32 protein-coding genes are annotated in these 26,928 nt (G+C 41.2%); 12 read left to right on the plus strand and 20 right to left on the minus strand.

All coding sequences use genetic code 11. The features are described from left to right. Positions 1-48 precede the first annotated feature (48 nt). From CHA01nite_RS20465 to CHA01nite_RS06455, 5 genes are all read right to left on the minus strand, one after another. Complete coding sequence (locus tag CHA01nite_RS20465) at positions 49-201, minus strand: hypothetical protein (RefSeq protein ID WP_170234694.1); 153 nt, start codon at positions 199-201, stop codon at positions 49-51. After that, positions 201-2,234 carry a ferrous iron transport protein B gene (feoB, locus tag CHA01nite_RS06440; protein ID WP_146940488.1) on the minus strand — a complete coding sequence of 678 codons (2,034 nt, stop codon included), beginning with the start codon at positions 2,232-2,234 and terminating at the stop codon, positions 201-203. Before feoB ends, CHA01nite_RS20465 begins: the two co-directional genes overlap by 1 nt. Then, on the minus strand, positions 2,234-2,488 hold the full coding sequence (locus CHA01nite_RS06445) for a FeoA family protein (protein ID WP_146940489.1): 255 nt from the start codon (positions 2,486-2,488) through the stop codon (positions 2,234-2,236). The genes feoB and CHA01nite_RS06445 overlap by 1 nt, the downstream gene beginning before the upstream one ends. A 130-nt stretch (positions 2,489-2,618) precedes the next feature. Beyond that, positions 2,619-3,530 (minus strand): GLPGLI family protein, encoded by a 912-nt coding sequence (locus CHA01nite_RS06450; protein WP_146940490.1) that lies wholly within the window; start codon positions 3,528-3,530, stop codon positions 2,619-2,621. A gap of 249 nt (positions 3,531-3,779) precedes the next feature. Continuing rightward, entirely contained in the window at positions 3,780-6,479 is a 2,700-nt protein-coding gene (locus CHA01nite_RS06455) for a carboxypeptidase regulatory-like domain-containing protein (RefSeq protein WP_146940491.1), read from the minus strand. 282 nt (positions 6,480-6,761) lie between these two features. Here CHA01nite_RS06455 and CHA01nite_RS06460 point away from each other — a divergent pair, with 282 nt between their 5' ends. Then, positions 6,762-7,121 (plus strand): helix-turn-helix domain-containing protein, encoded by a 360-nt coding sequence (locus CHA01nite_RS06460; protein ID WP_146940492.1) that lies wholly within the window; start codon positions 6,762-6,764, stop codon positions 7,119-7,121. A 97-nt stretch (positions 7,122-7,218) separates the two neighbouring features. On the opposite strand, the gene CHA01nite_RS06465 is transcribed toward CHA01nite_RS06460, so the two are convergent. From CHA01nite_RS06465 to CHA01nite_RS06475, 3 genes are read right to left on the minus strand one after another with little or no spacing between them, the layout of a single operon-like run. Continuing rightward, positions 7,219-7,980: a GLPGLI family protein gene (locus tag CHA01nite_RS06465; protein WP_146940493.1), complete on the minus strand. Its 762-nt coding sequence runs from the start codon at positions 7,978-7,980 to the stop codon at positions 7,219-7,221. A gap of 3 nt (positions 7,981-7,983) precedes the next feature. Next, positions 7,984-8,751, minus strand: a complete 768-nt coding sequence (locus tag CHA01nite_RS06470; RefSeq protein ID WP_174771811.1) for a GLPGLI family protein — start codon at positions 8,749-8,751, stop codon at positions 7,984-7,986. A 42-nt stretch (positions 8,752-8,793) separates the two neighbouring features. After that, on the minus strand, positions 8,794-9,000 hold the full coding sequence (locus tag CHA01nite_RS06475; protein ID WP_146940495.1) for a hypothetical protein: 207 nt from the start codon (positions 8,998-9,000) through the stop codon (positions 8,794-8,796). A gap of 581 nt (positions 9,001-9,581) precedes the next feature. On the opposite strand from CHA01nite_RS06475, the gene CHA01nite_RS06480 reads away from it, so the two are divergent. Then, a complete protein-coding gene (locus CHA01nite_RS06480) occupies positions 9,582-10,466 on the plus strand; it encodes a cupin-like domain-containing protein (protein WP_146940496.1) in 885 nt (294 codons plus the stop codon). Positions 10,467-10,514: 48 nt separating this feature from the next. Here CHA01nite_RS06480 and CHA01nite_RS06485 read toward each other — a convergent pair whose 3' ends face one another. Then, positions 10,515-10,793, minus strand: a complete 279-nt coding sequence (locus CHA01nite_RS06485; protein ID WP_146940497.1) for a hypothetical protein — start codon at positions 10,791-10,793, stop codon at positions 10,515-10,517. Between the two features lie 356 nt (positions 10,794-11,149). On the opposite strand from CHA01nite_RS06485, the gene CHA01nite_RS20470 reads away from it, so the two are divergent. From CHA01nite_RS20470 to CHA01nite_RS06500, 4 genes are all read left to right on the plus strand, one after another. Beyond that, a complete protein-coding gene (locus CHA01nite_RS20470) occupies positions 11,150-11,314 on the plus strand; it encodes a hypothetical protein (protein WP_170234695.1) in 165 nt (54 codons plus the stop codon). Between the two features lie 666 nt (positions 11,315-11,980). Beyond that, positions 11,981-12,181, plus strand: coding sequence for a membrane lipoprotein lipid attachment site-containing protein (locus CHA01nite_RS06490; RefSeq protein ID WP_146940498.1), 201 nt, complete (start codon positions 11,981-11,983; stop codon positions 12,179-12,181). Between the two features lie 15 nt (positions 12,182-12,196). Then, a complete protein-coding gene (locus CHA01nite_RS06495; RefSeq protein ID WP_146940499.1) occupies positions 12,197-13,024 on the plus strand; it encodes a hypothetical protein in 828 nt (275 codons plus the stop codon). An 18-nt stretch (positions 13,025-13,042) separates the two neighbouring features. After that, entirely contained in the window at positions 13,043-13,888 is an 846-nt protein-coding gene (locus CHA01nite_RS06500) for a cyanophycinase (RefSeq protein ID WP_170234696.1), read from the plus strand. Positions 13,889-13,943: 55 nt separating this feature from the next. Here the strand turns inward: CHA01nite_RS06500 and CHA01nite_RS06505 are convergent, their stop codons facing one another. Beyond that, entirely contained in the window at positions 13,944-14,573 is a 630-nt protein-coding gene (locus CHA01nite_RS06505; RefSeq protein ID WP_146940501.1) for a YciE/YciF ferroxidase family protein, read from the minus strand. A gap of 80 nt (positions 14,574-14,653) precedes the next feature. Next, positions 14,654-15,250, minus strand: a complete 597-nt coding sequence (locus CHA01nite_RS06510) for a Crp/Fnr family transcriptional regulator (protein WP_146940502.1) — start codon at positions 15,248-15,250, stop codon at positions 14,654-14,656. Between the two features lie 231 nt (positions 15,251-15,481). Between CHA01nite_RS06510 and CHA01nite_RS06515 the strand changes: the two genes are divergently transcribed. Then, positions 15,482-16,249 carry a succinate dehydrogenase/fumarate reductase iron-sulfur subunit gene (locus CHA01nite_RS06515; protein ID WP_146940503.1) on the plus strand — a complete coding sequence of 256 codons (768 nt, stop codon included), beginning with the start codon at positions 15,482-15,484 and terminating at the stop codon, positions 16,247-16,249. Between the two features lie 506 nt (positions 16,250-16,755). Here CHA01nite_RS06515 and CHA01nite_RS06520 read toward each other — a convergent pair. After that, positions 16,756-17,358, minus strand: a complete 603-nt coding sequence (locus CHA01nite_RS06520) for a hypothetical protein (RefSeq protein ID WP_146940504.1) — start codon at positions 17,356-17,358, stop codon at positions 16,756-16,758. Positions 17,359-17,558: 200 nt separating this feature from the next. Here CHA01nite_RS06520 and CHA01nite_RS06525 point away from each other — a divergent pair, with 200 nt between their 5' ends. From CHA01nite_RS06525 to CHA01nite_RS20935, 5 genes are all read left to right on the plus strand, one after another. Beyond that, positions 17,559-17,909, plus strand: coding sequence for a low affinity iron permease family protein (locus CHA01nite_RS06525; protein WP_170234697.1), 351 nt, complete (start codon positions 17,559-17,561; stop codon positions 17,907-17,909). Between the two features lie 67 nt (positions 17,910-17,976). Continuing rightward, a complete protein-coding gene (locus CHA01nite_RS06530) occupies positions 17,977-18,489 on the plus strand; it encodes a CinA family protein (RefSeq protein ID WP_146940506.1) in 513 nt (170 codons plus the stop codon). A gap of 139 nt (positions 18,490-18,628) precedes the next feature. Further along, positions 18,629-19,279 carry an SDR family oxidoreductase gene (locus CHA01nite_RS06535; RefSeq protein ID WP_228458361.1) on the plus strand — a complete coding sequence of 217 codons (651 nt, stop codon included), beginning with the start codon at positions 18,629-18,631 and terminating at the stop codon, positions 19,277-19,279. 7 nt (positions 19,280-19,286) lie between these two features. Then, a complete protein-coding gene (locus CHA01nite_RS06540) occupies positions 19,287-20,090 on the plus strand; it encodes an alpha-amylase family glycosyl hydrolase (RefSeq protein ID WP_262712138.1) in 804 nt (267 codons plus the stop codon). 31 nt (positions 20,091-20,121) lie between these two features. Continuing rightward, complete coding sequence (locus CHA01nite_RS20935) at positions 20,122-20,763, plus strand: alpha-amylase domain-containing protein (RefSeq protein ID WP_507762371.1); 642 nt, start codon at positions 20,122-20,124, stop codon at positions 20,761-20,763. Here CHA01nite_RS20935 and CHA01nite_RS06545 read toward each other — a convergent pair whose 3' ends face one another. The 8 genes from CHA01nite_RS06545 to CHA01nite_RS06580 all read right to left on the minus strand — a co-directional run bounded on the left by CHA01nite_RS06545 (position 20,764) and on the right by CHA01nite_RS06580 (position 26,678). Then, a complete protein-coding gene (locus CHA01nite_RS06545) occupies positions 20,764-21,165 on the minus strand; it encodes a hypothetical protein (protein ID WP_146940507.1) in 402 nt (133 codons plus the stop codon). It lies immediately after the preceding gene. Further along, positions 21,155-21,436 carry a toprim domain-containing protein gene (locus tag CHA01nite_RS06550; protein WP_146940508.1) on the minus strand — a complete coding sequence of 94 codons (282 nt, stop codon included), beginning with the start codon at positions 21,434-21,436 and terminating at the stop codon, positions 21,155-21,157. The genes CHA01nite_RS06545 and CHA01nite_RS06550 overlap by 11 nt, the downstream gene beginning before the upstream one ends. Positions 21,437-21,577: 141 nt before the next feature. Beyond that, positions 21,578-23,302, minus strand: a complete 1,725-nt coding sequence (locus CHA01nite_RS06555) for a M14 family metallopeptidase (RefSeq protein WP_146940509.1) — start codon at positions 23,300-23,302, stop codon at positions 21,578-21,580. 225 nt (positions 23,303-23,527) lie between these two features. Then, positions 23,528-24,280 (minus strand): metallophosphoesterase family protein, encoded by a 753-nt coding sequence (locus CHA01nite_RS06560; protein WP_146940510.1) that lies wholly within the window; start codon positions 24,278-24,280, stop codon positions 23,528-23,530. Beyond that, positions 24,277-24,480, minus strand: a complete 204-nt coding sequence (locus CHA01nite_RS06565) for a hypothetical protein (RefSeq protein WP_146940511.1) — start codon at positions 24,478-24,480, stop codon at positions 24,277-24,279. The genes CHA01nite_RS06560 and CHA01nite_RS06565 overlap by 4 nt, the downstream gene beginning before the upstream one ends. Next, positions 24,470-25,018, minus strand: a complete 549-nt coding sequence (locus tag CHA01nite_RS06570; protein WP_146940512.1) for an RNA 2'-phosphotransferase — start codon at positions 25,016-25,018, stop codon at positions 24,470-24,472. The genes CHA01nite_RS06565 and CHA01nite_RS06570 overlap by 11 nt, the downstream gene beginning before the upstream one ends. Before the next feature lie 8 nt (positions 25,019-25,026). Continuing rightward, entirely contained in the window at positions 25,027-25,992 is a 966-nt protein-coding gene (locus CHA01nite_RS06575) for an ADP-ribosylglycohydrolase family protein (protein ID WP_146940513.1), read from the minus strand. Then, a complete protein-coding gene (locus CHA01nite_RS06580) occupies positions 25,992-26,678 on the minus strand; it encodes an SIR2 family NAD-dependent protein deacylase (protein ID WP_146940514.1) in 687 nt (228 codons plus the stop codon). Before CHA01nite_RS06580 ends, CHA01nite_RS06575 begins: the two co-directional genes overlap by 1 nt. Between the last annotated feature and the right edge of the window lie 250 nt (positions 26,679-26,928).

Genomic DNA, 26,928 nt, shown 5'->3' on the forward strand with positions numbered 1-26,928 from the left:
AAAAGCCGCTTTAAAGCGGCCTATAGATTTTTAATAGAATCAGTTAGGTTAAGAACACCCGCAATCCTTATCGCAGCCGTTTCTTTTGGAGCTGAATTTTTTCGGTGCAAAATTTTTCCTGAGGACCCTGAACAGGGAATAGCAGGCGAATGCAACGATGAGAAGAACAATGATGTATTGTAAGATGAGTGAAGTATCCATTATTTTAAGATCTGGTAAGCTATCATCGACACAAAGTAGGCCAAACCGGTCATCATCGCTACCTGCAGGCCGGTCCATTTCCAGCTTTTGGTCTCTCTGTAGACTACTGCCAGTGTGGAAACACACTGCATTGCAAATGCGTAAAACAAAAGGACGGAAACTCCCGTGGCAAAGCTGAAGACTTTTTCGCCGTCCGGTTTTATGTCACGCCTCATTTTATCGATAACTTTTACTTCGGGAGCATCATCTTCCAGGCTGTATAAAGTGGACATTGTACCTACGAAAACCTCTCTTGCAACAAAACTGGTAAGGATTCCCACCCCCATTTTCCAGTCGTAGCCCAGTGGGGCAATCACAGGTTCAATACCTTTCCCCATCTTAGCGAGGTACGAATGATCCAGCTCCACATTGGTCGCCACAAACTGATCCGGACGCTGTTTCGGTCCGAAATAGCTCAGGAACCAGATGATGATGCTGACGATGAAAATAATTTTTCCCGCTCCGGTAATAAATTCCCAGACCTTCCCCAAAACCATTTTCAGATCATAGAGAAAAAGCGGTTTTTTATAGGTCGGCAGATCCATTACCAGATAGGTTTTTCCTTTATTTTTAATAAATCTTTTAAGTGCCGCCGCCGAAAACAGGGCTACCAGGAAGCCCAGCAGGTACATGCCCATTAATACCAGCGCCTTATATTTAATCCCCAGAAAAGAGCCGTCTGAAATAATAAGCCCGATAATGATGCTGTATACCGGCAGCCTTGCCGAACATGTCATAAAAGGCGTTACCAGAATAGTCAACAGTCTTTCCTTGAGGTTCTCAATATTCCGGGTGGAAATTACGGCCGGAATGGCACACGCCGTTCCTGAAACCAGTGGAACGATACTTTTTCCGTTTAATCCGAACGGCCGGAGAAGCCGGTCCATCAGGAAGACCACCCTGGCCATATATCCTGAGTCTTCAAGCAGATACAGAAAATATAAAAGGATCCCGATCTGCGGCGCAAAAACCACAATCCCGCCAATCCCCGGAACAATTCCGTTTGAAATCAAAGAATTGACCGGACCTTCGGGCAAATGTTCCGAAGTGAAAGCGGCCAGCCATGAAAAAAAAGTGTCAATCCAGTCCATCGGATATTCGGCAAGGAAAAAGACGCTCTGGAAGATGACGAGTAAAATCATCAGGAATACCACATATCCCCAGAATTTATGAACCAGGACCTTATCTAATTTCTCCGTTAATAATTCTTTGAACTGCGGCTTTTTAGAAATCACATCCGCTAAGATTTTATCAATATGCTGGTATCTCCGGACTGTTTCCTGCACCTGTAGCCTTTTTGGGACCAGGCTTTTGGAATCCGGCTCCTCGATCAGTCCGACAATGGATTCTATTTTGCCAAGGTCCGCTCCCATTGATAGGCTCATCCAGGCTTTATATTCGTTATCCAAGCCTTTATGGGAAGCTAATTTCTGAATAAAACCTTTATGTTCAGCCGGAGTTTCAAAGGAAACCCGGTCTGCCTTTACAAATTGATGATGAAGGACGGCTTCCTTGAGATCGTCTATTCCAACCTGCTCTTTCGCATTGGTCTGGATAATTTTTATGCCTAAAGCTTCGGAAAATCTCTGAATGTCAATCGTAATCCCCCTTCTTTCCGCCTGGTCGATCTGATTGACCACCAGAATCATCGGAATTTCCAGATCCTGGATCTGCTGAAACAGCAGCAGCCCTCTTTTCAGGCTCAATGCTTCAAGGATATAAATAACGCCGGCATAATTTTCCTGCTCATCGATCAGGAATTTAGAAAAGATCGCTTCATCTTCAGAACTGGGATAAATGCTGTAAGAACCCGGCAGATCGATGATTTCCACCTCTTCGTTTTTGTAGGTATAGGTTCCGGAGTGGCTGGCTACGGTAACCCCGGCATAGTTTCCGGTTTTCTGTTTTTTGTTGCTTAAGGCATTGAAAACCGTCGACTTCCCTACATTGGGGTTTCCGACTAAAAGCACCTGTTTTTTCTGACTGTCCTGCATCAATTCAATTCTTCAACAATAATATAGTTGCCTTCTTCCTCACGAAGGGCAATGCGGCTTTTTTCGTCGCCGAATTCCACATACATCGGTCCGCTGAAAGGAGCCTGGTATAAAATCCGGAAAGCGGTTTCGGGAAGAAGCCCCATCTCAATGATTTTATTAGGCATTTTCAGGCTGTCGTTATCATACCCCAGTATCTTTCCCATCTTGTTTTTGGGAAAACCACTCAACTTATGTAAACCTCTATCTTTCAAAGCCAGGATTTTTGTGTCTGCAAATATACGCTATTTAAATTTAATCTAAATAACGTCAGGCCATGAAAAAAATCAACCCAAATGCATGAAAACATTTGGGTTGATCTGATATAATTAGTTAATATGAATGTTATTTTTTCTTCTTTTCCGTAGCAGCCGCTTGGGTAATCTCAATCGGATTATCGTTGGCATTAAAGAAATCTTTATACATTTTTTCCTGTTTCTTCATCATATCCCCGATGGTCCCGTCCATTCCCGGAATTGATCTTGACATGATTTCCTGGGTCATCATAGGTCTTGCTGATGCAAAAGGATCCTTCTTGAAATCCCTGAAGGTCCTGTCGAACTTGTCTTTCGGCATTTCCGTCACTTTGGTTCCTACGTTTGAGATTTTCTCCATGTAAGTAAGCTCTTCCCAGTTCGGTACTTTTTTATTTCCCTGAAGTACCCATGAATAGTTTTTGCCGTCATCTTCAATCTTTACGATAAGCCCCGGAAGCCCTGAGAATTTATACGGACCATCCTGGAAAGGAAGCTCTGTGCTGAACCAGGCCGTCCACGTTCTTCCGCCGAATTCGGTAGTTGCTTTTTGAGCATTATAGGCTCCGATCTTTGCTTTATCATTTGAAATCTTCCAGTTGAATTTCAGATTTTCACTATAACCGATATTCATTGGGGTAAAACCGTTTGCAATCCTTTCGATATATTCAATTTTCATATCCGGATATGTCTTCACGATCTTTTCCGAAAACTTGGGCATTTTAAAGGATTTGGATAAATCTTTGAATACACCGGCTTTCTGCATGGCATCAAACTGAACTTTAAGAATCGAATCCTGGCCGATGGCTGTATAGTCACGGTAAATGGATCTGTCTTTAACGATGTCCAGCGCCATGATCACTTTCTCAAGCTTGGCAGAGTCTTTTCTGGGCTTGAAGGTAAGCTCATAGAAAAAACGGTTGGCCGTTTCCTTTGAGTCGCTGTTCTGAGCGTTTGCAAATGCAAAAATGGCAATCAGGAATATTGAAAATAGCTTTTTCATTTTAATAAAACTGTTTATAGGATTAGTTAACGCTTTCCGGCTTTTGTTACAGATTTTTTTATTTTTTATTTTTATCGACTTGTTATAAATTGATTTACAGAATAATTAATGATGAGTTTGATATGTTGTATGCCGTTATAAAGCGATCTGCTGAAGATTTGAATATTTTTAAAACCTTCATATTGGCAGGGATCAATAAAATAGGCTGCCCTTTTGGGACAGCCTGTTTTTAAATATATTAAAATCCGTTTATTTAAAATTGAATTTTACCGTAAACATCACCTGGCTCGGGCGGAGCTGGATTCTGGTAAAAGAAGTACTCTGAGGATTGATATCATACGTTTCAAATACTCTTTTATTGGCAATGTTCATCCATTTTACTTCAAAGTCTATTTTTTTCTTAGACCACGTAAACTGATAAGATACATCATAGAATCCGTTGTGGTATTTTTGATTTTGCGCATTGGTATTCACCTGATCCCAGTTGAATCCGATGGTATGATTTTCAATCGGGTAGAAGAAAAGGCCCAGGTTATGGGTAAATCCTGTTCTGGCCGCATTTGAAATCACCTGTCCGGTACTTGTCTGTTTTGTTCTTGAGAAGCTGGCGTTGTAGTCAATACTCATCCAGCTGAAATACGTATTGTTGAACTTCAGGCCAAATGACTGGCTGTTGTTTTTATTGGTATACGAATCATCATTATAAAACGCATCAGACTTTACCGTATTATTACTGTAGTTAACGGAAGCATTTGTTTTGAATTTCGGGAAATACTTTCCTACTTCAAGATTATAGCCGTTATTCAATATGTGATTTTCCTGTTCCCTGTACTGCATTACCGTATACCCTGAAATAATTCTCGGATTAGAGATTAAATTTCTTCTGGCATCCGAATACCGGTAATTAATGTTAAAGAATAGGTTATTCAGGGGATTTCTGTATTCTAATCTCGTCCCTGCCGATTTATTGTTATTCTGAGGGATCGGATTGTTTGGATCCATCGTATTAATTCCGTTTGGTGAAGTCATTAAGAATCCGGAATAAGCTGTATTGATTTCTCCAAAGTTATTGTTGATATTGGCATTTACCGAAGCTTTCCAAAAAGAAGCAAAATTATACTGGGCAAAAACGCTCGGTTCAAAGGTTACTTTATTTACATCTTTTGAAACCTGTCTTAAAGGATCACTGGCTTTAATATTATTGGAGTTTACCGGAAAGTTTGCATATAGCATCCAGGAATCACTCTTATAATTTACCCCGACACTTCCATAAGGTGTTGCCGTTGTATAACTTAAATCATTATTGTATCGTGAAGACAGTGTAGAATTCGGACCAGTAAAAGGATTGGTTATAATATTTGATAAACTCGAAACCAGATCCGTGGATTTAAAATTAAATCCGACTTCCGGGGTAAACGTCCATCCTTTTGCAGAAAACCCGATATTTGCAGAATGATTCGCTTCAAAAGTTTTAAGCCTTAAATTCTGGCTTACAAAATCTGCAGATGTAGGCAGAAATCCCGGAATTTGCAGGTAAGATGCCGGCGAAACCTCCAGGGACTGTCTGTCGGTCTGATAACTGATATATGACAAAACATTGACCATCTTTTCTTTCCATGGAACAATGGTACTCAATGAGTTCTGGAAGGAAGTTGTAGGCGATTCCAATGCTTCGTCACCATGGCTTACAGGATTACCGTTGGCCGTTCTGTCGACAATTCCCCGGTCTGCATTCCAGTACTGAGAAAAGCTAGTGGTATTTTTAAAAAATCCTTTTTTTGCATTTTTAGTGAAAATCAGTTCTCCTTTTGCCTTATCCGTATAGAAATTGTTGCGGATATTTTGAACGACCGTTGATGCAGGGGTATCCGTTGTTGCAAAAAATTCCTGTTGAGTATAAGATTCCCTTTCTACTGCATTATTTGTATAGTTTGCGTTGGCTTTAAGTTCCCATTCTTTTTTCTTATCGATATTGGTCAGGTAATTGGCAGAGACATAATGTACACTGTTCATCAGGTATCTTTTTACCGGAAGATTCGGAGCGCTTGCGTTCTCTACATTCAGCCAGTCGTTTTGGGTTGCATTGATCCTTCTTCCTTCAAACCTGTTTCCGAAGGATAAGATATTTCCTTCATTTTCTACCTGCTCGCCGACATTATTGGTTTTGTAATTGACCACCCACTGGCTTTTCTGGCCGAAAAACATAGGGGTCAGTTTAACGTTCCATAATAACGGGCTGGCTCCGACGCCCACTTCTCCCCTTCCGGTCATGGTCACGGAGTTTTTAAGCTTGATGTTGATAGCCGCCTGGTCCGAAGGCACCTTATCCTGTAAAATCTTTACCGGCTGGTGATTTTCCAGCACTTCCACTTTCTGTACGGCATCTTTCGGAAGCGAGTTGTTGATCGTTCCGTAGCCGCCTTCCATCAGGTCTTTTCCGTTGACGTAAAATTTGTTGATAGCATTCCCCTGGTAAAGGATGGTTCCGTCCGTATTTACTTCAATTCCCGGCATTTTCTTCAGAACGTCGGCCAGGGTCCTGTCGCTTTTGCTGTCAAAAGCTTTCAGATCGTAAGAAATGGTATCGCCTCTCGCGGTGACCATTTTGGTTTTAAGCTTTACTTCTTTGATTTCCGTTGCTTCCGAATCCATCTTAAAGTTCAGGGTCTGATCGCTGTTGCTGATCTGTCTCGTCACCGACTTTTGGTTGAAAGCTTTTACTTTAAGATCCACATTGGATTCCGCAGATGTGAAAGTGACCTTATATTCCCCTTTCGAATTGGTAATTCCGTAAGCAAGGATGGCATCCTTCCCCGGCTCTTCCACCGTTACGCTGGCACTGGGAATTCCAACCCCGTCTTCATCCGTGATTTTCCCTGAAACCGTTTTCTGTGCAAAAGCGATCACAGAGAAAAAAATCATCAGAAACAAAGAAATTTTCGTTTTCATAATTTATTATTTGACTAATTAGTTAATGGTTCCTTCATTTTGTTACACCTTTATAAAGATTGTATTCAAAGCGGAAAGTTAAAGCTTATCTTTTATCACTACAAACATAGTTATATTTTTTGTATTTGCGAGCTTATTTTTTTCATCTGTCTTTCAAGAAGTCCGGAAAAAAATTCTCTCCTTTGAGAATTACTGTATCAGTTTAAGGCATCTATGGAAATTTATAGGTTTTGATTATTTATTTTTTGCTTAAATCTCTACATTTGTAAAGAGAATTTTATCATGGGAGTAGGAACAAATCTTAAAAGACTCAGAAGCAAAACCAAGTTTTCCCAACAGGAAATTGCCGATATGTTGGGATTGGATAGGAACACCTATACCAACTGGGAAAATGAAACCACAGACATCAAATCACAATACATTCCTAAACTGGCAGAAATCTTTCAGGTAAGTATTTTAGATCTTTTTGAAGCCGGAAAAAATGAATCCTCTTATCATAATTTGGAAAATGCAGATTTGAAGGATAATGCTATCGGGCAGAAAGATTTCCAACAAGGCATTATCATTAACATTACTGATTCTGAAGCCGCGAAAATTATCAGCTCTCAACTGAAAGAATTGATTAAAAGCCTGAAAAAATAAACAAAGAATTTATGATCTGTTTTTATTCTGTAGAAATCTAAAGGCTAATTTGATGACTAATTTAACTCGGGCTCTTACGAAATTATAAATAAAAAAATCATTCAAAAGGGTTTAACTCTATAGGGTTATTATACATTTTTTTCTTTCTATCATAGGCATTTTGCAATTCTTTTCTCAATTCTTCGCCCATATCTGCCGGATAGCCAGCCAGAGTAAATTCCATATTATATTTAGCTTTTAAATATTTAGCTTTTGAATAATTTTTATATTCATTAAGGTTAAAATCAAAATCATCCGTGTATTTTTCTATTTTTTCCAATATAAAATGATAATCATTTCTTATATCATATAATTCGAAAATCAATCCGGGCAATCCACTGAATTTATACGGTCCCAATGATTGAGGATACTCTTTAGAAAAGTAAGCAATCCATCTTCTGCCATATTTATTGGTTGCTGCCATTTGGCATTTTATCCCATTAATTACTTTTGTATCACTATATAAAACCCACTTTATTCCTCCGGTTTCTTCATATCGTATTTTAGAATCCATTACTGTGATAAGCACTGTTGTTTTATCTTTCCATTTGATTAATCTTTCCTGAAAATAATCACTAATCGCTCTGGTATCTATTCCTCTAATTCCATATTGTCTCGTATCATTTAAATAGTTTTGGACTGCAGCAAAATAATAATCCCGGGAATTACCAAGCAAAATAAATTTTTGTTCTTGATGATACTTTTCTCCTAATTGTAAGGAACCTGTATATTCAACTTTTATAGAAGGAATAAATGCTATCTTTTGGGCAAAAGATATTGTAAAACCCAGTAAAAAAAAAAATAAAAAACATTTACTCATAAATCATTCGAAAGGCTTCAATTCTAATGGATTGTTGAACATTTTTTTTCTTTTCTCCAAAAGGGAAAGGAAATATTTACTTTCTTCTGCTCCAATCTCCAATCCTGGAAATGCGGCAAGAGTATTCTCCAGATTATATTTTGCTTTTAAATACTTATCTTTCGGGTAGTTTTTAAATATTGAAAGGCTAAAGTTAAATTCATCTGTAAACTTTTCAACTTTTGTTAGTGTAAAATGATAATCATCTCTTGTATCATACAATTCGAAGATCAAACCTGGTAATCCACTAAATTTATACGGACCTAAAGATTGTGGATATTCTTTAGAAAAGTAGGCAATCCACCTTCTGCCATATTTATTGATTGCCGCCATTTGGCATTTTACTCCATTAATTAATTTTGTATCTCTATAAAGCACCCATTTTGTAGTAACTTTTTCTTCGTAACGGATCTTATCTTCTCCATATTTAAAGAAAACATATGTAATTTCATCTTTTTTTATCATCCTTTCCTGAAAATAATCGCTTAATGGTCTCAAATCTATTCCCTCATTGGGTTTATATTGACCTGTATCATTTAAATAGTTTTGGGCTGCAGCAAAATAATAATCCTGAGAATTTCCGACTAAAACAAATTTTTGAACCTGCTGGTATTTATCTCCAAATTTCATTGATGAATCATAATTTACCCTAACCGAAGGAATGAAATTTATTTTTTGACCATTGAAATAAAATGAAAATAATACAAAAAGTAGATAATAATATTTCTTCATGATTTATATTTTAATAGGCGGAGAAATCTCCGCCTAAATTAATTAAGGATTAATTGTTACATCTGGCTTCGTACCACATTCAAGAAAGTTTATTGCTTGGATAGTTTGAGCCATTTGTGAATAGGTTGCATTATCCGAAAATGTAGTATAATGCTTAACACCACAAGTAGAAGTCCAGACTGCCTGAACTCTTGCAAACGCCATCACGGAGATCCCGATCATGGCGCAGAATAAAATCTTCTTTTTCATAAAAATTTGCTTTAAAAAGTTAATACTCATTTTTTCCCTGGCTGATCATCTCTGTCTAGAATAAGAAACCGTCCCGGATGATGCATCATTATGACTTTTAAGAAATACATGCTTTAGCAGGATACCAAAGCATGTTTCGCGAATTTCCCACTTGTGTCATACCACAAACTTATGAAGATATTCTGATATCCATTGTCTAAGAAAACCAGCAAATTACGCTGTCTTTTTTAGGTATAAATCACACCATATTAGAGTTATGAAAGTTAAAATTTTTCTTTAAAAAATATATTTTGACTGGATTTTTTAGCCGATCATTCTTTCCACTGAAAAAAATTTGTAAAGAGGGAATTGAAACGATAAATTGTTAAGGCTTATTATTTGAATTGATTTGTAGCAAAAGTCTTTCTTGGAAATCACAAAACAAGTTGAAAGACATTACAGGGAGCACCTGATAGATTAATTCATTATTTTTTTATTTAGTCTAAATAGGCAAAAATAATTTACATGATAGATTAAAAAAAGCTTAAACCTCTTAACATATCTATTTAATTTAATAATTTTGTAACATTAAATTTTTAAAAATGGGAATCAATTTAAAGCCGATTGATATTGTAGATGATATTACGCAGGAGGAGTTCATTGAGAAATACCTGAAGCCGAGAAAGCCGGTAGTGATCAAAAATATGGCAAAAAAGTGGCCCGCTTACCAGAAATGGACCATGGAATACATGAAGGAGGTAGTCGGTGACGTGGAAGTTCCGTTATACGACAGCTCGAAAGCAGACCCTTCCGCTCCCATTAATGCTTCCGCGGCAAAAATGAAATTCGGGGATTATATTGATCTTATCCAGCGGGAACCGACGGATCTGAGGATTTTCCTGTTCGATCCCATTAAATTTGCACCGAAGCTGCTGGAAGATTACCTTTCGCCCAAAGAATTAATGGGCGGGTTTCTGGATAAATACCCCAATATGTTTTTCGGTGGCAAAGGTTCCGTTACCTTTCTTCACTTCGATATCGATATGGCGCATATTTTCCACACCCATTTCAACGGAAGAAAACACATTCTCCTGTTCGATTATAAATGGAGGGAGAGGCTTTATCAGATTCCTTATGCGACCTATGCCCTGGAAGATTACGATATTGAAAATCCCGATTTCACAAAATTTCCCGCACTGGACGGTGTAGAAGGCATCGAATGTTTCCTGGAACACGGTGACACCCTGTTTATGCCAACCGGATGGTGGCACTGGATGAAATATCTGGACGGCAGCTTCTCCATCTCGCTGAGGGCCTGGGATAAGTCGTGGGCAGTAAAAGCCCACTCATTATGGAACCTGACGGTGCAGCGTAAGTTCGACGATGTCATGAAGAAGAATTTCAGAAAAAAATACATGGACTGGAAAGAGAAAGTAGCCGTCAAAAGGGCTGAGATTGCCCTCAGGAAAGGCTTACCAAGAGCATAATAAAAAAGACGTTTCCGGGAAACGTCTTTTTTAGTTTATTTAATGAATTTATCTGACAATCCGCTCCATCCTGGCCTGCGCACAATTAAAGGCTTCTTCCGCTTCCTCAAACAGGACTTTCACTGAAATTTCAAAACCATTGGCCATAAAATAAGTCACATGGCCCTCAACGTTAAAACTTAAAAAGGCGATATTCCCGGCATTTACCACCAGGGGCTGCCCCAGGACTTTTGCCCCTTCCAGTGAATTCGGCTTCTTTACATGAATAACGAAAGATGCTTTAATGTAAATCAAGCCGTCCGATGTTGTTTTTATTATATAAGCCATCCGGTAATTTTCTGTAAAGTTATTCAAATTAAAGCATATGAAAAAATCCTCAGTCAGACTGAGGATAATCAAAAGTATTAATATTTATTGTGGTTGGTGTTTTCTGCAATAAAAAATCAAAAATATTCCCGAATTGCTCCGGGAAATATTTTCAGATCCCTTTGTGTGTTTATTTTTTAATAGTTGCAGTACAGTATTCAACTATTATGCCATGAATGGAAACTCCTTCTTTTTTGCGGAAATAAAATGATTTTTCAGTAATATATTTTATCACATACCTCATTTGCAGAACATTTATAAAAATGGTACACTTTTAGATTGGTTGATGACAACACACACACTTAAAAATATTACTTATGAAAGCATCTTCACAAACTGAAAACATCAATTCCCACTTCAACCGTGAAATGGAACGACAGAAAGCGATTAAAGCACTGGAGAAAGCAAAAAGCATCAAAAGGAAAGTGGTTTTCCTTCCTCAGGGTGCTACGGGTAACCTTACCTACAGGGATACTTTCTGATGCGATCCGGTCATCATATAAAATAAGCTACTCCTAAAGTAGCTTATTTTTTTATCATTATTTAATCAAAAAAAGGTGGTTAATCTGCGGATCTTATAATTAAAATACCTAAAAGAAAAATGAAGCAACGGAGGGAACAAGGGATGCCTGCCGTTGCTTCATTTATGACCGCAGATCCGGATCTGCGGTGTCAAAACCTGTAGATACATACATATTAAACTTTAATAATAAATTGTTACATTCTTATGCTTTCGATGATGGCTCCCTAAGACTTATACAATTTCGCCAACAACTAAATTGGAGACCAAGCTAAGCATTCATCCATTATATATTCAGTATAGCTGTTAAATAAATGAGTATTAACCCGTTATTTTTTTAAATGCTGCAAATAATAAACCATACAAACCTGCAATCAGGATAAAAAATACCACATTTAATTAACAGATAAAAAATAACAGAAATTCAGGTTTCAATATGATGTTCATCATAAAATTCAGGAATTATACTTTCTACCTTTGGAATACATCCTTATTTAATTTTTGCACTTATTCTCACAATGCCTCTCCTTTCTGCGAGGGGCTTTTTAATGATATACCTTGTGACCCGCGTCATAAATTTTTTGTTTTTTCATGATTAAGTTTGAGGTAATCAAATCATTTTTATCTCATGAAAAAAATCATCTTCGCAGCATTCCTGCTGTACACCTTATCGGCATGCACAAAATCCGAAACCCAATATACAGACCAGCAGAATAAAAGGGAATCGGTAGACAACAAAGAATCAGATACCATCCGGGCCCTGAACGAGGTTTCGGATACGGCTAATGCAGAACAGCTTCCCAACACTATGAAAACTGATAACGAATAATTACCATTACTATTTATGACTCCGAAAGGCAGATTAATCATCATGGGCGGCAATGATGCAGGCGCAGTTCATGAAGCGGATCAGGAAAACCTGAAAACACACTTTCCGGCTTATGAAAATTTCCGCTTACTATCATCCCGGAAAGAGGACCGTATTGAAATGATTACCGCATCGCCGGATGCTACGGAAGCTATGGCAGCGGAATATTCGGTGGCATTACAGCAGGAAGGATATACCAATTTCGGTTTTATCCATCTCAAAAATAACCGGGAAGATTATCATCCCCGGATCCTGGCGGCAAAGGTGGTTTTCTTTATTGACGACAGCCCTGACCTCTGCGAAACCTTAAAAAATTCGTCTCTTTCAAAACTGATGTTAAAAAAATACCTGCTTGAGGAGGAATTTACGGTGGCAGGCATCAATGCGGGAGGGATGTTTATTTCAGAACTGTTCCTGAACAACAAGGAAATCCATCCGGGTCTCGGGTTCATCAATAATTGTATCATCGATACCCGTTTCAGGCACGGAACCCGGTTCAAAAACCTTGTAAAAGCCGTTGTTTCCCACCGGGAATGCCTCGGAATCGGCCTGAATAGAGGAATGGCCCTGATTATTGAAAAAGGATACAAGGCCCAATGTATCGGAAGCAGTTCCATGATCGTTGTAAACGCCAGGAACGTAAGAAGAAAAAAACCGAGAAAAGGGTTTTCCGTATTTGCAAAAAACCTGAAAGGCCATATCCTCACTGCCGGTTCTACCCTGAACCTCATCAACGGTGACCTTATCCGAGAGGTGCCTTTTGACTATAATTTGAATTTCACCAACAGGAACACCAGACAATAATTAAAATAAATGACGACTATGATACCAAAAGGACGGCTGCTGATTATCGGCGGCAAAGAGGATAAAGGAGAAGACCATTCCGAAACGGAGAAAAAAAACAATAATTTTTCGCCTGAAGAAATCCTGAAGCTGCTCGCGGAATCCAAAGATGACCGTATTGAGGTAATTACTACCGCAAGTTCTGAACCGGAAGACATGCGGGAAACTTATAGCAAAGTATTTAACAAAATAGGATACACGAATTTTGATTTTCTGGATATCTGTGACGAGCACGTACATTCCGATTTTCATCTTAAACGGGTGGAGGCCGCCAGGACGGTATTTTTTACAGGCGGCGACCAAAGCAGGATCTGCGGAAGCCTGAATCAGTCCGTTCTTACCGATCTTCTGAAAAAGAAATATCAGGAAGAAGACGGCTTTACAATTGCCGGAACCAGCGCCGGAGCGATGTGCATGCCTAAAATCGTTATTGTGGAGGCAGTAAACGGCGAAGCGATGCTTGAGCATGATATCGAGCTGGATACCGGGCTTGGATTTATAGACAACTGCATCGTCGATACCCATTTCATCCACCGAGCCAGATTCGGAAGGCTGGCACATGCCGTTATCCTCCACCAGGAATGCTGGGGAATCGGTCTAGGGGAAGATACGGCCCTGATGATAGAAGAAGGATGCAAAGCCACCTGCCGGGGATCCGGAATGGCCTGGATCATCAATGCCAGGCATATCGGGCAGACCAATACCCATACGGTAAAGAAAGGTGCTCCCATCTATGCCGAAAACCTGAAGATCCATATCCTGACCGATACCTGTAAGCTTGACTTTAACAGCGATACTTTCCAGGGTGCAGGCACCGGAGCATAACAAAAAAGGAAACCTGAAATCAGGTTTCCTTTTTCTATAATGATTGTATTTTTAATTATAAAGCTTTGCTGTTAAGGTTGGTATCAGCAACTTTCGTTAAAAGCTCATCACATCTTTTTTCTTCTTCCAGTGTTTCCAAAAGATATTTCAGACAATCTTTTTCCTTCAGGACCTTTGCGAAAGCGGCCAGGGTTCCGTAAGTTGCGATTTCGTAATGTTCTACTTTCTGTGCAGCAGCAATAATGCCTGCATCTCTTACGGTTCCGGGCTCCGTTTCTTCCATAATGCTTTTGCCTTCTTCCAGCAGTCCCTGCATGGCATCACATTTTTTAGCCTGCGCTTTTTTACCTAAAGCTTTGAAACATGCTTCAAGCCGGTCAATCTGCTCCTCCGTCTCAGTAATATGATTGTCGATTGCTTTTTTCAGCTTTTTATCGGTTGCATTCTTCATCATTACCGGCAGTGTTTTCAACAATGCCTTTTCTGCCCAATAGATATCTTTAAGAGAATCTTCAAAAAGATCTTTAAGCTCTTTTGCCGATCCTTTTTTCGCAGGCGTCTTTGCTGAAGCTTTGGATGCCGCTTTAGAAGATGTCTTTGTTGCTGCCGCTTTAGAGGCTGCTGTTTTTTTAGAGGTAACCGTCTTCTTAGCCGGTGACTTTTTAGTCGCTGTTTTAGTTTCCATAATATAAATATTTTTAGTGTTGATTCCTGTAAATCTGCAACTATAAGACCACTTTTACCGGAACCATTGAACTGTGGTATTTAAACGTAAACCTTTCTGTTAATGATCTTCAGATAATTTTCTTTTTCCAGCTGCTTAACGGCCCTTACTACCGTTTCTACCCTTAATGCCGTAATGGAAGCAATCTGCTGTCTGGTAAGCGGGACTTCGTAGGAAAACTTGCTCTGGTCTTCCCGGAAGCTCTTGTGATAATCGAGCATTCCCTTGATCCTGGTAACCGGCCTTAGGGAAGAGTTGTTTTCCAGCATAATGTATTTATAGTACAGCCTTTCCGATAAAAATTTATTAATATCCCTGGAAATCTGGGGATTTTCGTCCAGCAATCTGATGAAATCACTTTTCGGAAGCTTTAAAACGGTACATTCTTCAAAAGCTATGGCATTTACGGGATAAGTCTGGTCGATAAATAAAAGGAGCTCACAAACACTCAGCCCTACATCAAGAATAGCCAGGATAAGCTCTTTTCCCTCCTCATTGTAATGATTCAGCTTAATCCTTCCTTTAACCACCTGATAATAATATTTGGGATTGTCGCCTTCCCGGAAAATAATATGGGAACGCTCAAGGGTCTCCAGCTCGGCTCCGTAAGCCTGTAAAAGTTCTTCTGATATCAGCATATATAAAGGTTTTAAAGTTGTATTCAAATGGTATACGCGGGGATTTTAAATAAAATTAGAAGTAAAAAAACAGCATTGTTATGATTGTAATCATAAAGCAAATTCCTTGCCCTAAACGTTCAGTTTTTATGGATTGCGTTAAATTAACTTTATCATTATTATATGAGCTGTCTCATAAAATTATCCTCTTTTTAAGCGTATTTTTAAAATCAACCAATCAAAGAATGTCATATGGCTATAAAAAGAAATTTAAACCTGACCCTGAAAATCTGGCGGCAGAAAAACAGGAAAACGAAAGGGCAATTTGAAATTTATAAAGTTTCGGATATTTCTACCGATGCTTCTTTCCTGGAAATGCTAAATATCCTTAACGAACAGCTGATCCGCGAAGACAAAGAGCCGGTCGCTTTCGACCATGACTGCCGGGAAGGCATCTGCGGAATGTGTTCTTTATATATCAATGGCAGAGCCCATGGTCCCGATACAGGTATTACAACCTGCCAGCTCCACATGCGGATGTTCAGCGACGGGGAAACAGTCGTTATCGAACCCTGGAGGAGCATCGCTTTTCCCGTAATTAAAGATCTGATTACCGACCGGAGCGCTTTTGACCGGATTATGGCTGCCGGCGGGTTTATTTCAGTCAATACTTCAGGAAATACGCTGGATGCCAATGCCATCCCGGTTCCCAAAGAAGATGCGGACAAGGCCATGGACGCTTCTTCCTGCATCAGCTGCGGAGCATGTGTGGCGTGTTGCCCGAATGGAGCAGCCATGCTTTTCGTAGGAGCTAAAGTCTCTCATTTTGCCCTCCTGCCCCAAGGTAAGGCAGAAGCCAAAAGAAGGGTACTGAATATGGTACAGGCCATGGATGAAGAAGGATTCGGCAACTGTTCGGTCATCGGTGCCTGCGAAGTGGAGTGCCCGAAAAAGATCTCCCTGGATAATATTTCCCGGATGAACAGGGAATATATGGCCGCCTGGCTGGATACCAAATAACCTGAACCGGAATTTAATTTTTATTATGGTGCCCGTAACCGGAAAGCATAGGTTAAAAGCGATTACCTCTTCGGAACACAAAAGAAGAGGTAATCTAAAATATCAACTATGAACTATGAATTTTGAATCTGGAAATCATCAGATCCGGTTATCTCTTCAGATGGTTTTGGAAGACTTTATTAAAGCTTATTTCTAAACTTTCCGGCCCTCCGTCTGATCGTTGTTTATAAATATTTTACGGCTTTTATTTTTAAACATAAATTTATCCGTGAAAATAAGAACGATGGATCTGATGAGTTAAAAGAATAATAGCTAATTTATTATATTTATCAGCCTTTTTTTATGACAGGTATCATACCGGTAAAAATTTGTGGCCTTGATTCTCCGTATTATTTCATATAAACCCTTTTTTTACTGTTCCTGAGTCTGTTATTATGTACAAAAAACTCCTCAAAACATGAGGAGCTAAAGAAAAGTAAAATGGGTCTGAAAAAAATTAATAGATCTTAAAATTTAATCAATCCTTCGGCAAGGCTTTTCCAGTGGATTTTACTGAATCCGAACATGCCGCCGATGCCGATGAAAAAATTTCTTATTTTGTCTGTAAAACCGGCCTGGAAGTTCGGCATTTCGTTTCTTCCGTATACACCGACTTTCAACATGTTTCCTTCTCTGGAGATCATGATATTGGAGGTGGCAGCCGTACTGTAAAAATGAGCAACCTTTCCTTCAGGCTGATCGGGGTCTTTACAGGGCCTGCAAACCATCAGGTAATATTCGGCAGTCACTGCATCATGGTGGGACAGATTTATGATTTCCACCCAGTCATATCCTTTGCCCTCCCGGTTTCCGGGGCCGGGAATTTCTATTCTTATGAAATCCCCTTTTTGGGGCATCCGTTCTGCCGGCTTTCCTGAAGAATCGAAATGTCTGAAATCTGCCGAGGAGCCTCCGGCATACGACTTCCATTGATTGATCGAAAAAAAACGCTGTTTCAGCAAATCAAATTGGGAATATACGTCTGAATCGGTACACGCTTTTGTACTTTCACTGTCATGGAATCCTCCTTTTTTCTGAATAGGAACTCCCGGAATCTGCTTCGGCTTCATAATCTTTCGTTGTGGTCCTTACAAATTTACCACCCCTCACCGGTAATTATTATGAGCAGAATCACAACGGGTAGTGTAAATATGCCATCTTGATTGTAATCATAATTTTTATGGGTATTATTTACGAAATTCGGTTGACTGATTCACAAAATGACTTCCGCCGATCCTGTTTGCCGTGGAAGAAATGAAGCGTTATGAATATGAAAAAGAATTTTTCTGACAGGTTTACGAATGGGGCAATATGTTTTGCGGTAAGTGCCGAAGCTTTCGCCGGTAAAATAAATCCGGTCATCATCGGGGAAACTGTGGCTCCAGTATTAAAGTTATGCCAAAACCGGCAGCTTAGCGCCAATACTGAAATATCAAGGATTACCTTTTTAATGTTTTTTCTTATACGGAAAGCGGAAGCTAAAAATGCTGAAGTCATCCGGAGCAGTCTCGCCGGTCCGATAGAAAACCGGCAAGATGATGAACGGCAGATTCCGGTAACTATCCGGACAATTTGGAAAGAACTTCAAAAAAAGAATCGTTCCGGAATCAGATGTAAATAAATACGATCAGGAGGGATTCTTTCAGGACTTCCCTGCCTGTTATGCTTTAACCAAAAAATATTGAATTATGAACCCCCAGAAAGATTTATTGGAAGATATCGGAAATTACCTGCAGGCATCCGAGGAAACCGTGGCTACCGCAGAAAGTGTTACTGCGGGGTTTTTACAGTTTTCCTTTTCACAGGTCAGGGATGCTTCAAAGGTTTTTAAAGGCGGGATCACCGTCTATACCCTGGAAGAAAAAGTGAAATTTTTAGATGTTGACGAAAAGGAAGCGGAAGCCTGCGATTGTGTTTCACAGAATATTTCGGATACCATGGCACTGAATGTTGCCCGATCATTCGGGACCGATTGGGGAATGGCCGTTACAGGCTATGCCACCCCCGTTGAGGAATCGGATTTTAAACTGTTTGCTTATTTTTCATTTGCTTATAAAGGAGAAATTGTTCTTTCCAGGAAAATAGACCTGAATTCCAGAAAAGATGCCATCAGCGCACAGCTTTGCTACAGTGAATTTATGCTGGAATGCCTTAAAGTTGAAATCGAAAATCAGCGGATCCGGAAAGAAGAAGAATCTTAAAGATCAAGAGCCATTATCAACACCACAAATATTATTTATGAGAAACTTACAGCTCAAAGACAAGAACGTATTTATTACCGGGGCTGCCACCGGAATAGGAAAAGCGACGGCTTTGCTTTTTGCCTGAGAAGGTGCCCATATTTCCTTTATTCACTATCATGATACGGAAGAGGCAGAGGCTACTAAGAATGAGATCCTGAACCTGGGCAGAAAGGCTTTGTGTTTTGACGGGGATATTAATGATACCGAATTTTGTAAAAGGGCGGTAGAAAAAACCGTTTCCGAATTCGGAGGCATCGATATCCTGATCAACAATGCCGGCACCCAGTTCCCCACGGAAAGCATCCTGGAGCTGGAAGAAGAAAAAGTGAGAAAAACGTTCAACTCCAATATTATCGGGATGATTTTGCTGACGAAAGCGGTATTCCCCTACCTGAAGCAAGGCAGTTCGATTATTAATACGACATCGGCTGTCGCTTACCTCGGGCATGAGGAACTGGTCGATTATTCAGCAACCAAAGGGGCTATCGTTTCGTTTACCAGATCATTGGCTTTACAGGCCAAGCCGAAAGGCATCCGTGTAAATGCTGTGGCACCGGGACCTGTGGCGACACCGCTTACGGAAAAAACATTCGGCGAGGAAGAAGATGACTACAGCAAACCGCCGCTGGAACGCAATGCGTCTACGGATGAAATTGCTGCTTGCTTTTTATTTTTAGCAACCGATGCTGCTTCACAGATGACCGGACAGGTGCTGCATCCTAACGGAGGATCTATTGTAAACGGATAGCAGACGTATGAACGGAGTTATAATACAGTATTTCCATTGGTACCACCCGGGAGATTTGTGGAATGAATTTGCCGGCCGTGCAGCCCGGCTCCGGGAACTCGGTTTCACAGCTGCCTGGCTTCCGCCGGCTACAAAATGCCAGTTTGGAAAGGAAGGAAGAGGATATGATATTTATGACCCTTACGACCTTGGAGAATTTGATCAGAAAGGCGGAATTCCTACAAGATACGGTACCCGGGAAGAATACCTGAATGCCATCGAAAAAGCGCATGAAGCCGGCATTTCCATTTATGCCGATATTGTACTTAACCACAGGATGGGCGGTGAAGAAGAAGAACTGATTACCGTACATGAAGTGGATGAAGAAGACCGGAATAAAATCATCTCGGAACCGATGCAGGTTTCGGCATACACCAGATTTACCTTTCCCGGGAGAAACGGGAAATACTCCGGTTTCATCTGGGATTACCGCTGTTTCAGCGGAATCGACATTGCCCGGAAAGAAGGAAAAAAAATTACCGGGGTTTTTAAGATCCATAATGAATACGGTACAGAATGGACGGATGATGTAAGCCACCAGTTCGGAAATTACGATTATCTGATGGGTGCCGATGTGGAATACCGGAATCCCCATGTTATTCAGGAAATGAAAAAACTGGATCCGCTGGTACTTCGGGACTACCGGAGTAGACGGGATCCGGCTCGATGCGCTGAAACACCTTTCTTCCAATTTTCTTCAGGAATGGATCACATACATCAAAACCGAACTAAGGCCCGACTGCTTTGTGTTAGGGGAATTCTGGAAGGATGAAGCTGAAAAAATTTCATCTTTTTCCGATAAAATGAATGGCCTGATCTCCTGTTTTGATGTGCCGCTTCACTATAATTTTTTTAAAGCATCGGAAGAGGGGGCATCCTATGACCTCCGCCGGATCCTGGAAGGAAGCTTTTCCGAAGAGAAACCCATGCTGTCGGTTTCCTTTGTCGAAAATCATGATACACAGCAGCTCCAGGCCCTGGAATCGACAGTGAAAGACTGGTTCAAACCTTTGGCCTACGCCATCATCCTGCTTTCGGAAAATGCCTGTCCGTGCGTCTTTTATCCGGATCTTTTCGGGGCCGAATATACGGATACCAGAGACGGTGAAGAAATTAAAATCGTTATGCCTGCCATTCAAGTTCTTCCTGCATTGCTGAAGGCCCGGCAGCGGTTTGCCTATGGCGAAGAGATCCGCTATTTTGATTACCCGGACTGTATCGCCTGGGTACGGAAAGGTAACGTGGAGCATTCCGGATGTGTCACGATCCTCTCAAACAACGAAGAAGGCTTTAAAGAAATTGAGCTTGGACAAGAATATGCAGAAACTACATTTAAAGATTTTCTCGGTCAGAGGGATGACGAAGTTATAACGGATAAAAACGGGAAAGCCGTTTTTAGTGTCAATGCCTGCTCAGTAAGTGTGTGGGTCCGGTCTGATGGCTGATCATGATTGAATGTTGAGAAGCAGCTCTTCCATATTGCGGGTAATTTCGTTGCATGAAAAGCAGGCACTGGCTCCGTCCTGAAAAAACCACCGGCACTGGTTTCGGATCGGGCAGAAAGACATTTCCGGAACTTCGGGAAAATCCAGCAGCTGCACCTTTCCGGGCAGGGAACATTTCAGGTCGTAATCATTCCACTGGGCACAGCCTTTTTCAATGCATTTCCCGGTAAAACGGAACCGCTGTTCAAGGTGATCATTCGTTTCAATAAACTCTTCCGTGACGGTAAGCGGCGTAATAAACCGCACCTTGCCATCCTTATTGACGACTCCGAAAAGCTGTGCCCCCGCTTTTGCAATATAGCTGGGGCACTTCTTTTGGGTACTGTTAAAATCAGCCTCCATAATTTTTAATCTGGTTATGGATGTCTGTAAGCTGTTTATTGAAATCAATCCCCGGTTTGAAGATAATGATTCCCCACGGGAACCAGTCTTTTACCCGTAACGGCCTTGCCAGCTCCTTGAAATTCCGGTGCGCCCCAAAGGCTTGGCTGTTGTCTACTTTGGAAAGTTCGGAAAGAACCACGTTCTGGATTCCCCGGTCGATGTTTTTCAGCTGTTCGTCAGTAAGGTCAACACCTTCCAGCGAAACAAAAAATTGCTTTTTAGTAGCCATAATTTTTGGTTTTATTGTTTTTAGCTAAAGCAAATTTCGCATGATAAAAATGAATAACCTTCCGTAAAAACAACAGTTCCGCATGTGAAAAACCCGGAAATTACCATCTGATTATCAATAAATTAAATCATATTTTAAAAGTTATAAGATTCTGTAAACCGGATACTGTCTGAATGTCTTTTCTTCGAAGTAGGATGAGTTTCTGTAGATCCAGTCCAATTGAGCGGTACCGTCTTGTGCAAACTTTGGGTCGGATGCTTTTCTGGAGTCGAATTTCTGTTTTAAAGCTTTATCTTTTTTAAGCAGTTCAGCTGCCATGTCCTCAAAAATATAGGCGGAATAATATTCTTTCTGTGCTAAAATACCGTCGAAGAAGTTCCAGTTGAAGAACGAATCGAGTGCTTCCGGCTCCAGGGTTTCGATGAGGTACTTTACGCCTTCCTGAGCGGTTGGAACCAGATAATCTCCCGCTGAAAACAGGATGGTTTTGTTTGATTTGTCGACGGTTGTCTCAAAATGCGGGTAATGTCCTTCGTAGGGATTCTTAGTGGTCTTAAAATCATTGATTTTATAAGATTCCACGGCAAAAGTACTGTCGCTTTTAATCTGCTGCATCCGGATCCCGTTTCTTCTGAGCTCTTTAATCACCCGGTACTGGGACTTGGGAACAACATAATATTTCGGAACGGTAATAAAGCCGGTCGGAACAGCCGTTGTAAACAGCCTGATATTCTTCGTAAAAGGTTTGTTCCGGTCGTAATACAGCCTCGGCTTCCCGGAGATTTCACTTGGTTTGTATTTCCCTTCATATCCTTTGAAATCCATAGTCGTGTATTTCGTGGAATCGATCTTCCAACGGATGCCATAGGATTTTCCGGCCTGGTACTGTTTCAGGTTTTCAGTTCTCAGCTGCTTTATGTTCCGGTATTCCTGATCCAGGTTCTGCAGGTTCACCAGCATATATTGGTAAGTGGCATCCACCCTTTTGTCATAAGGTTTCAGCATATGGGTTTCCGGCATGGTCGACATCGAATTGAATAAAGAAGCATATCCGGTAGAATATCGTGGCGAATCTTCAAAAGCGGCAAACCCGATGTCCGGGACATCCCCGTGGATATTAACGTACGGCGTGCTTTCGTAGCCTATCTTCTTTAAATCTTCCAGGTTTTTAGCCTGATAGGTGGTGTAAAAATAATTCCCGAGCACGTTTCCCAAACGTTCCTTGAACGTTGAAATGTAGGTAAAGGTGTATTGGTAATCGGCTCCGTTGCTCACATGGTTATCGATGAAGACATCCGGCTTCAGCCATTGGAAAATCTCCTGGAAACTCCGGGCATTTTTCGTATCGGCCTTGATGAAATCCCTGTTCAGATCAAAATTCCGCGCGTTTCCCCTGAATCCGTAAGCCTCAGGGCCGTTTTGGTTGGCTCTAGAATACGGTCCGCGGTTCAGCATTCCGCTGACGTTATAGGCCGCAATGGCCGCCACGATGAAATTCCGGGGACTTCTAATTTTCCCCAAGGCCAGATCACGTATCAGCATCATGGTGGCATCGATTCCGTCCGGCTCGCCGGGATGGATCCCGTTGTTGACGAAGAGCACCGCTTTGTCTTTTCTGAGTTGTTCTATTTTCTTTTCCGGAAACGGGTTGTAAAGCACCACATAGATCGGTTTCCCGTTGTCGTCCTCTCCTTTTTTCAGGTATTGGATGGCCGGGAAATTTTCCGCCAGATTTTGGTACCAGGCATTCATTTCGTCATAGGTAACGGTTTGGTTGCCATTTCCTTTCTCAAAAGGGGTTTTGAAATGGGTTTGGGAAAATAAAAGAGAGGAAGCCAGAAGAAAGAGAAGTGCGTTCAGTTTCATTGATGGATATTTGAGGCTTCAAAAGTACTTAAAGTTTTGGGATTTGAGCGCGAAGTGGGATGTGCGAGGCTGGAAGTTTTGACATAAGTGTGAATAACCACCCCGTCTCCGGCCTTTGGCCGGAGCCACCCCTCCGAAGGAGAGAATTTCGATTAAGCATTGAAATTCAGCCCTATAAATGCAAAATATTAATTTATAATATATTAAATTGCTTCTTAAAGGATATTATTTCACAGGTTTGATCTGATCTTTATTCCTTCCTTTTTCATCCGGATACAGAGACGGAAGCGGATCGCTCTGCCAGAATGCCTTGGTATCGACATCCATAATGGTTAGAGATCCGGTAAAGGCCGCTCCGGTGTCCAGGTTCCAGACATTTGCCTTTTTCACAGGCTCTTTGCTGCCGAGATGCAAAGTCGGCGTATGACCGATGAAGATTTCGTTGTACAGAAGCAGCCTTTTAGGATAAAGTCCGGAGTTTTTGGATAACTTTCTATCCATTGCTGCAGCCGTTTCCCACAGTGTCCTGTCCCAACGGTAATTGCTGGAATAGACTTCTTTCTCAGGACCGTGCATGGAAGAATAGCCGGCATGGATAAACAGCCGGTTTTCCGCATCCGTATGATAGTTTTTCATCCGCTGAAAAAATTCCAGGTGCACTTCCAGCTCATCCAAAGAATAGCCGGCATAACTTTCAACCGTACTTTTTCCGCCGTTGAACAGCCAGACGTCTTCACTTTTCCCGAAAGAAAGCCAGTCTTCGCACCAGGCATCATGGTTGCCTTTGATGAAGATACATTCCTGCTTCTCAGACAGTCTGATTAAAAACCGGATCACCCGGGAAGACTCGCTCCAGCCGTCGACATAATCGCCCAGGAAAATTAGGGTGTCAGTGTCTGTCACCTGTGCTTTGTCCAAAATCTGTTCCAAGGCTTTAAAGCCTCCGTGGATATCGCCAATGGCTAATGTTCTTTTCATTTAAATCTCTTATGGTAGTTTAGGCAGGATTCCACAATTTCCATAGCTTCTGTCAACCGGCAGTTTCTAAATTCAATAATAAAATGCAGAACGTGCACAGTTCCTGCACCTTTTGAAAAAAGCTCATTCACTTTCTTTTTCAAACTGTCTTTTTCAGGGCAGAAGTCTTTTACTTCTTCATCAAATTCTTCAGTGGTCATTCCGTATGTATTTGGAATCCACAAAATCCGTCAGCCAGACGTTGTTTTCGGAAAGATAGAACGGGATTCCCGCTTCATGCATTTTTTCGGTTTCTATGGTTAAGATCACCGGCTTTCCGTGACGCATTCCGACTTTGGTGGCAGTATCCCTATCCTGGCTTAAATGAACGTGCTGACGGCTTCTTTTCTCAATCCCGTTTTCCAGGATGGACGAAATGTTTGCTTCGGCTGTCCCGTGATACAGGAATTCGGGTGGCTGTTGTGGCTGTAAAGCCAGATCAATAGCGATCGAGTGGCCCTGATTGGCCCTGATCCTGGTTTTATCTTCATTGAAAACAAACCGTTTTTTGTCGTTGGTTTCCACCATTTCCATCAATTCTTCCCGTGTAAAGCTTCTTTCGTTCTTTGCGCATTTTTCCATCAGTTCATCTACGGCGGCCCAGCCGTTTTCATCCAGGGTCAGGTTGATTACTTCAGGCTTGTGTCTCAGAACCAGACTCAGAAATTTGCTGATTCTTTTTTTATGTTGTTCGTTCATGATTTGTGTTATCTCATTAATTTTTCTTCTAATTTAATACAAAGGTTTTCAATATCCTCCTTTTTCGCCAACACCTCAACCCACTCCTCAGGAATCGCTTCAAAGCCATAATAAATTCCTGCCAGTCCGCCGGTAATCGCTCCGGTGGTATCCGTATCTTCTCCCAGATTCACGGCTTTTAAAACCGCTTCGGAATAGCTTTCCGAATTCAGGAAACACCATAAAGAAGCTTCCAGGCTGTGAAGGACATAGCCTGATGAGCTGATTTCGCTTTCCTGTAAGATGTACAAGGGATCCACTTCATAATTGCCAACTTTTACTTCCAGAATACGGTGGAACTTATCCATTTCATTCTGTGAGCAGATCGGATGATGATCCAGAAACTCGCGGACGGTGTGCTGCATGGTCCGGTAAGCTTCCCATTTGTCTTTTCCTTTCAAAAGCTCCAGAACCAGTTCCAGATAAATAAAACAAGCCAATACAGACCGGATATGTCCATGGGTAATGCTGGAAACGTCTTTTACCGTATCAAAACGTTTTCCAATCGGAAGATTTTTGATATAGAAGGCCAATGGCAAAATTCGCATCAGAGAGCCATTTCCATTATCAAATTCAGAGTTTCCGCCGCATAAAGTGGGAAAGGTCCCCTTGCCAATTCTGTGAATGGCTTGTGAGGTGGCAATTCCGATGTCGAAAACCCGCCCGTGAGGCGTCCAGATTTCCGCATTGTACCATTGCAGAAACTTCAGCGCCATATCTTCCGGATCGTATCCTTTGCAAAGGCTGTCTGCAAGGCATAAAGTTAATGAACCATCATCACTCCACGTGCCGGCGGGTTGGTGATGGGTTCCCATCGACCTCATCGCAGTAACTGGAGAACGTTTCAGCTGTTCTCTGCTGCGGAATTCCACCGGCACGCCCAGCGCATCACCGATACAAACACCGAAGATTCCGGCTTTCACAAGATTTCCCATCAGGCAAGGTTTACCAGTTTGTCAAACAGCAGTTTCATTCCCTGGGTTGCGGTTTCTTTCATAACCACTGCCCTTTGCCCGTAGCCAACGTTTGTTTCATTGGGATTGATCACAATCAGAAGGCAGTTGTCCTTAATGTCATGAAGCAGTCCGGCTGCAGGATACACCTGCAGAGAAGTTCCGATCACCAGGAAAATATCGGCTTCTTTCGCCATTTGGGAGGCTTCTTTCATCAATGGCACATCTTCGCCGAACCAAACGATAAACGGTCTCAGCTGGGATCCGTCTTCCGCCTTGTCGCCGATGTTGATGTCATGTTTATGCTCGTAGATCAGGTTCTTGTTGTTGCTTGAGCAGGATTTGAACAGCTCGCCGTGAAGATGCAGGATGTTGGTGGATCCGGCTCTTTCATGCAGGTCATCGATGTTCTGGGTGATGATCCGAACTTCGAAATATTTTTCCAGTTCCGCCAGTAAGCAGTGGGCGTCATTCGGTTCCACTTCATGGAGCTGGCGGCGCCTCTGGTTATAAAATTCCAGGACCAGGGCCCGGTCTCTGCGCCATCCTTCCGGACTGGCCACATCGGTAATGCTGTGGTTTTCCCAGAGCCCGTCTCCGTCTCTGAAAGTTTTTATTCCGCTTTCGGCACTGATTCCGGCGCCGGTTAATATGGTTAATTTTTTCATTGGTTTTTATTATTTAAATTTAAAGCAGAGTTCGCAAAGAATTTTTGTAAACTAACTGCTTAGAGGTTCGCAAAGGCGTTTCACTCAGCAAAGAACATAAAACTTAGAACCTGTTTCAATTTTAACTCAGAAATTTTACGTTATTATTTTTAATCTTAATTTTCTGAACTTAAATAAACTTTGCTTATTCTTAATTTTTTTCGCTGTGGAAACTTTTAAATCAATTTTAATAAATAAGACAGTGCTCAGC

The organism is Chryseobacterium hagamense (assembly GCF_007991455.1).
Classification (GTDB): Bacteria; Bacteroidota; Bacteroidia; order Flavobacteriales; family Weeksellaceae; genus Chryseobacterium; species Chryseobacterium hagamense.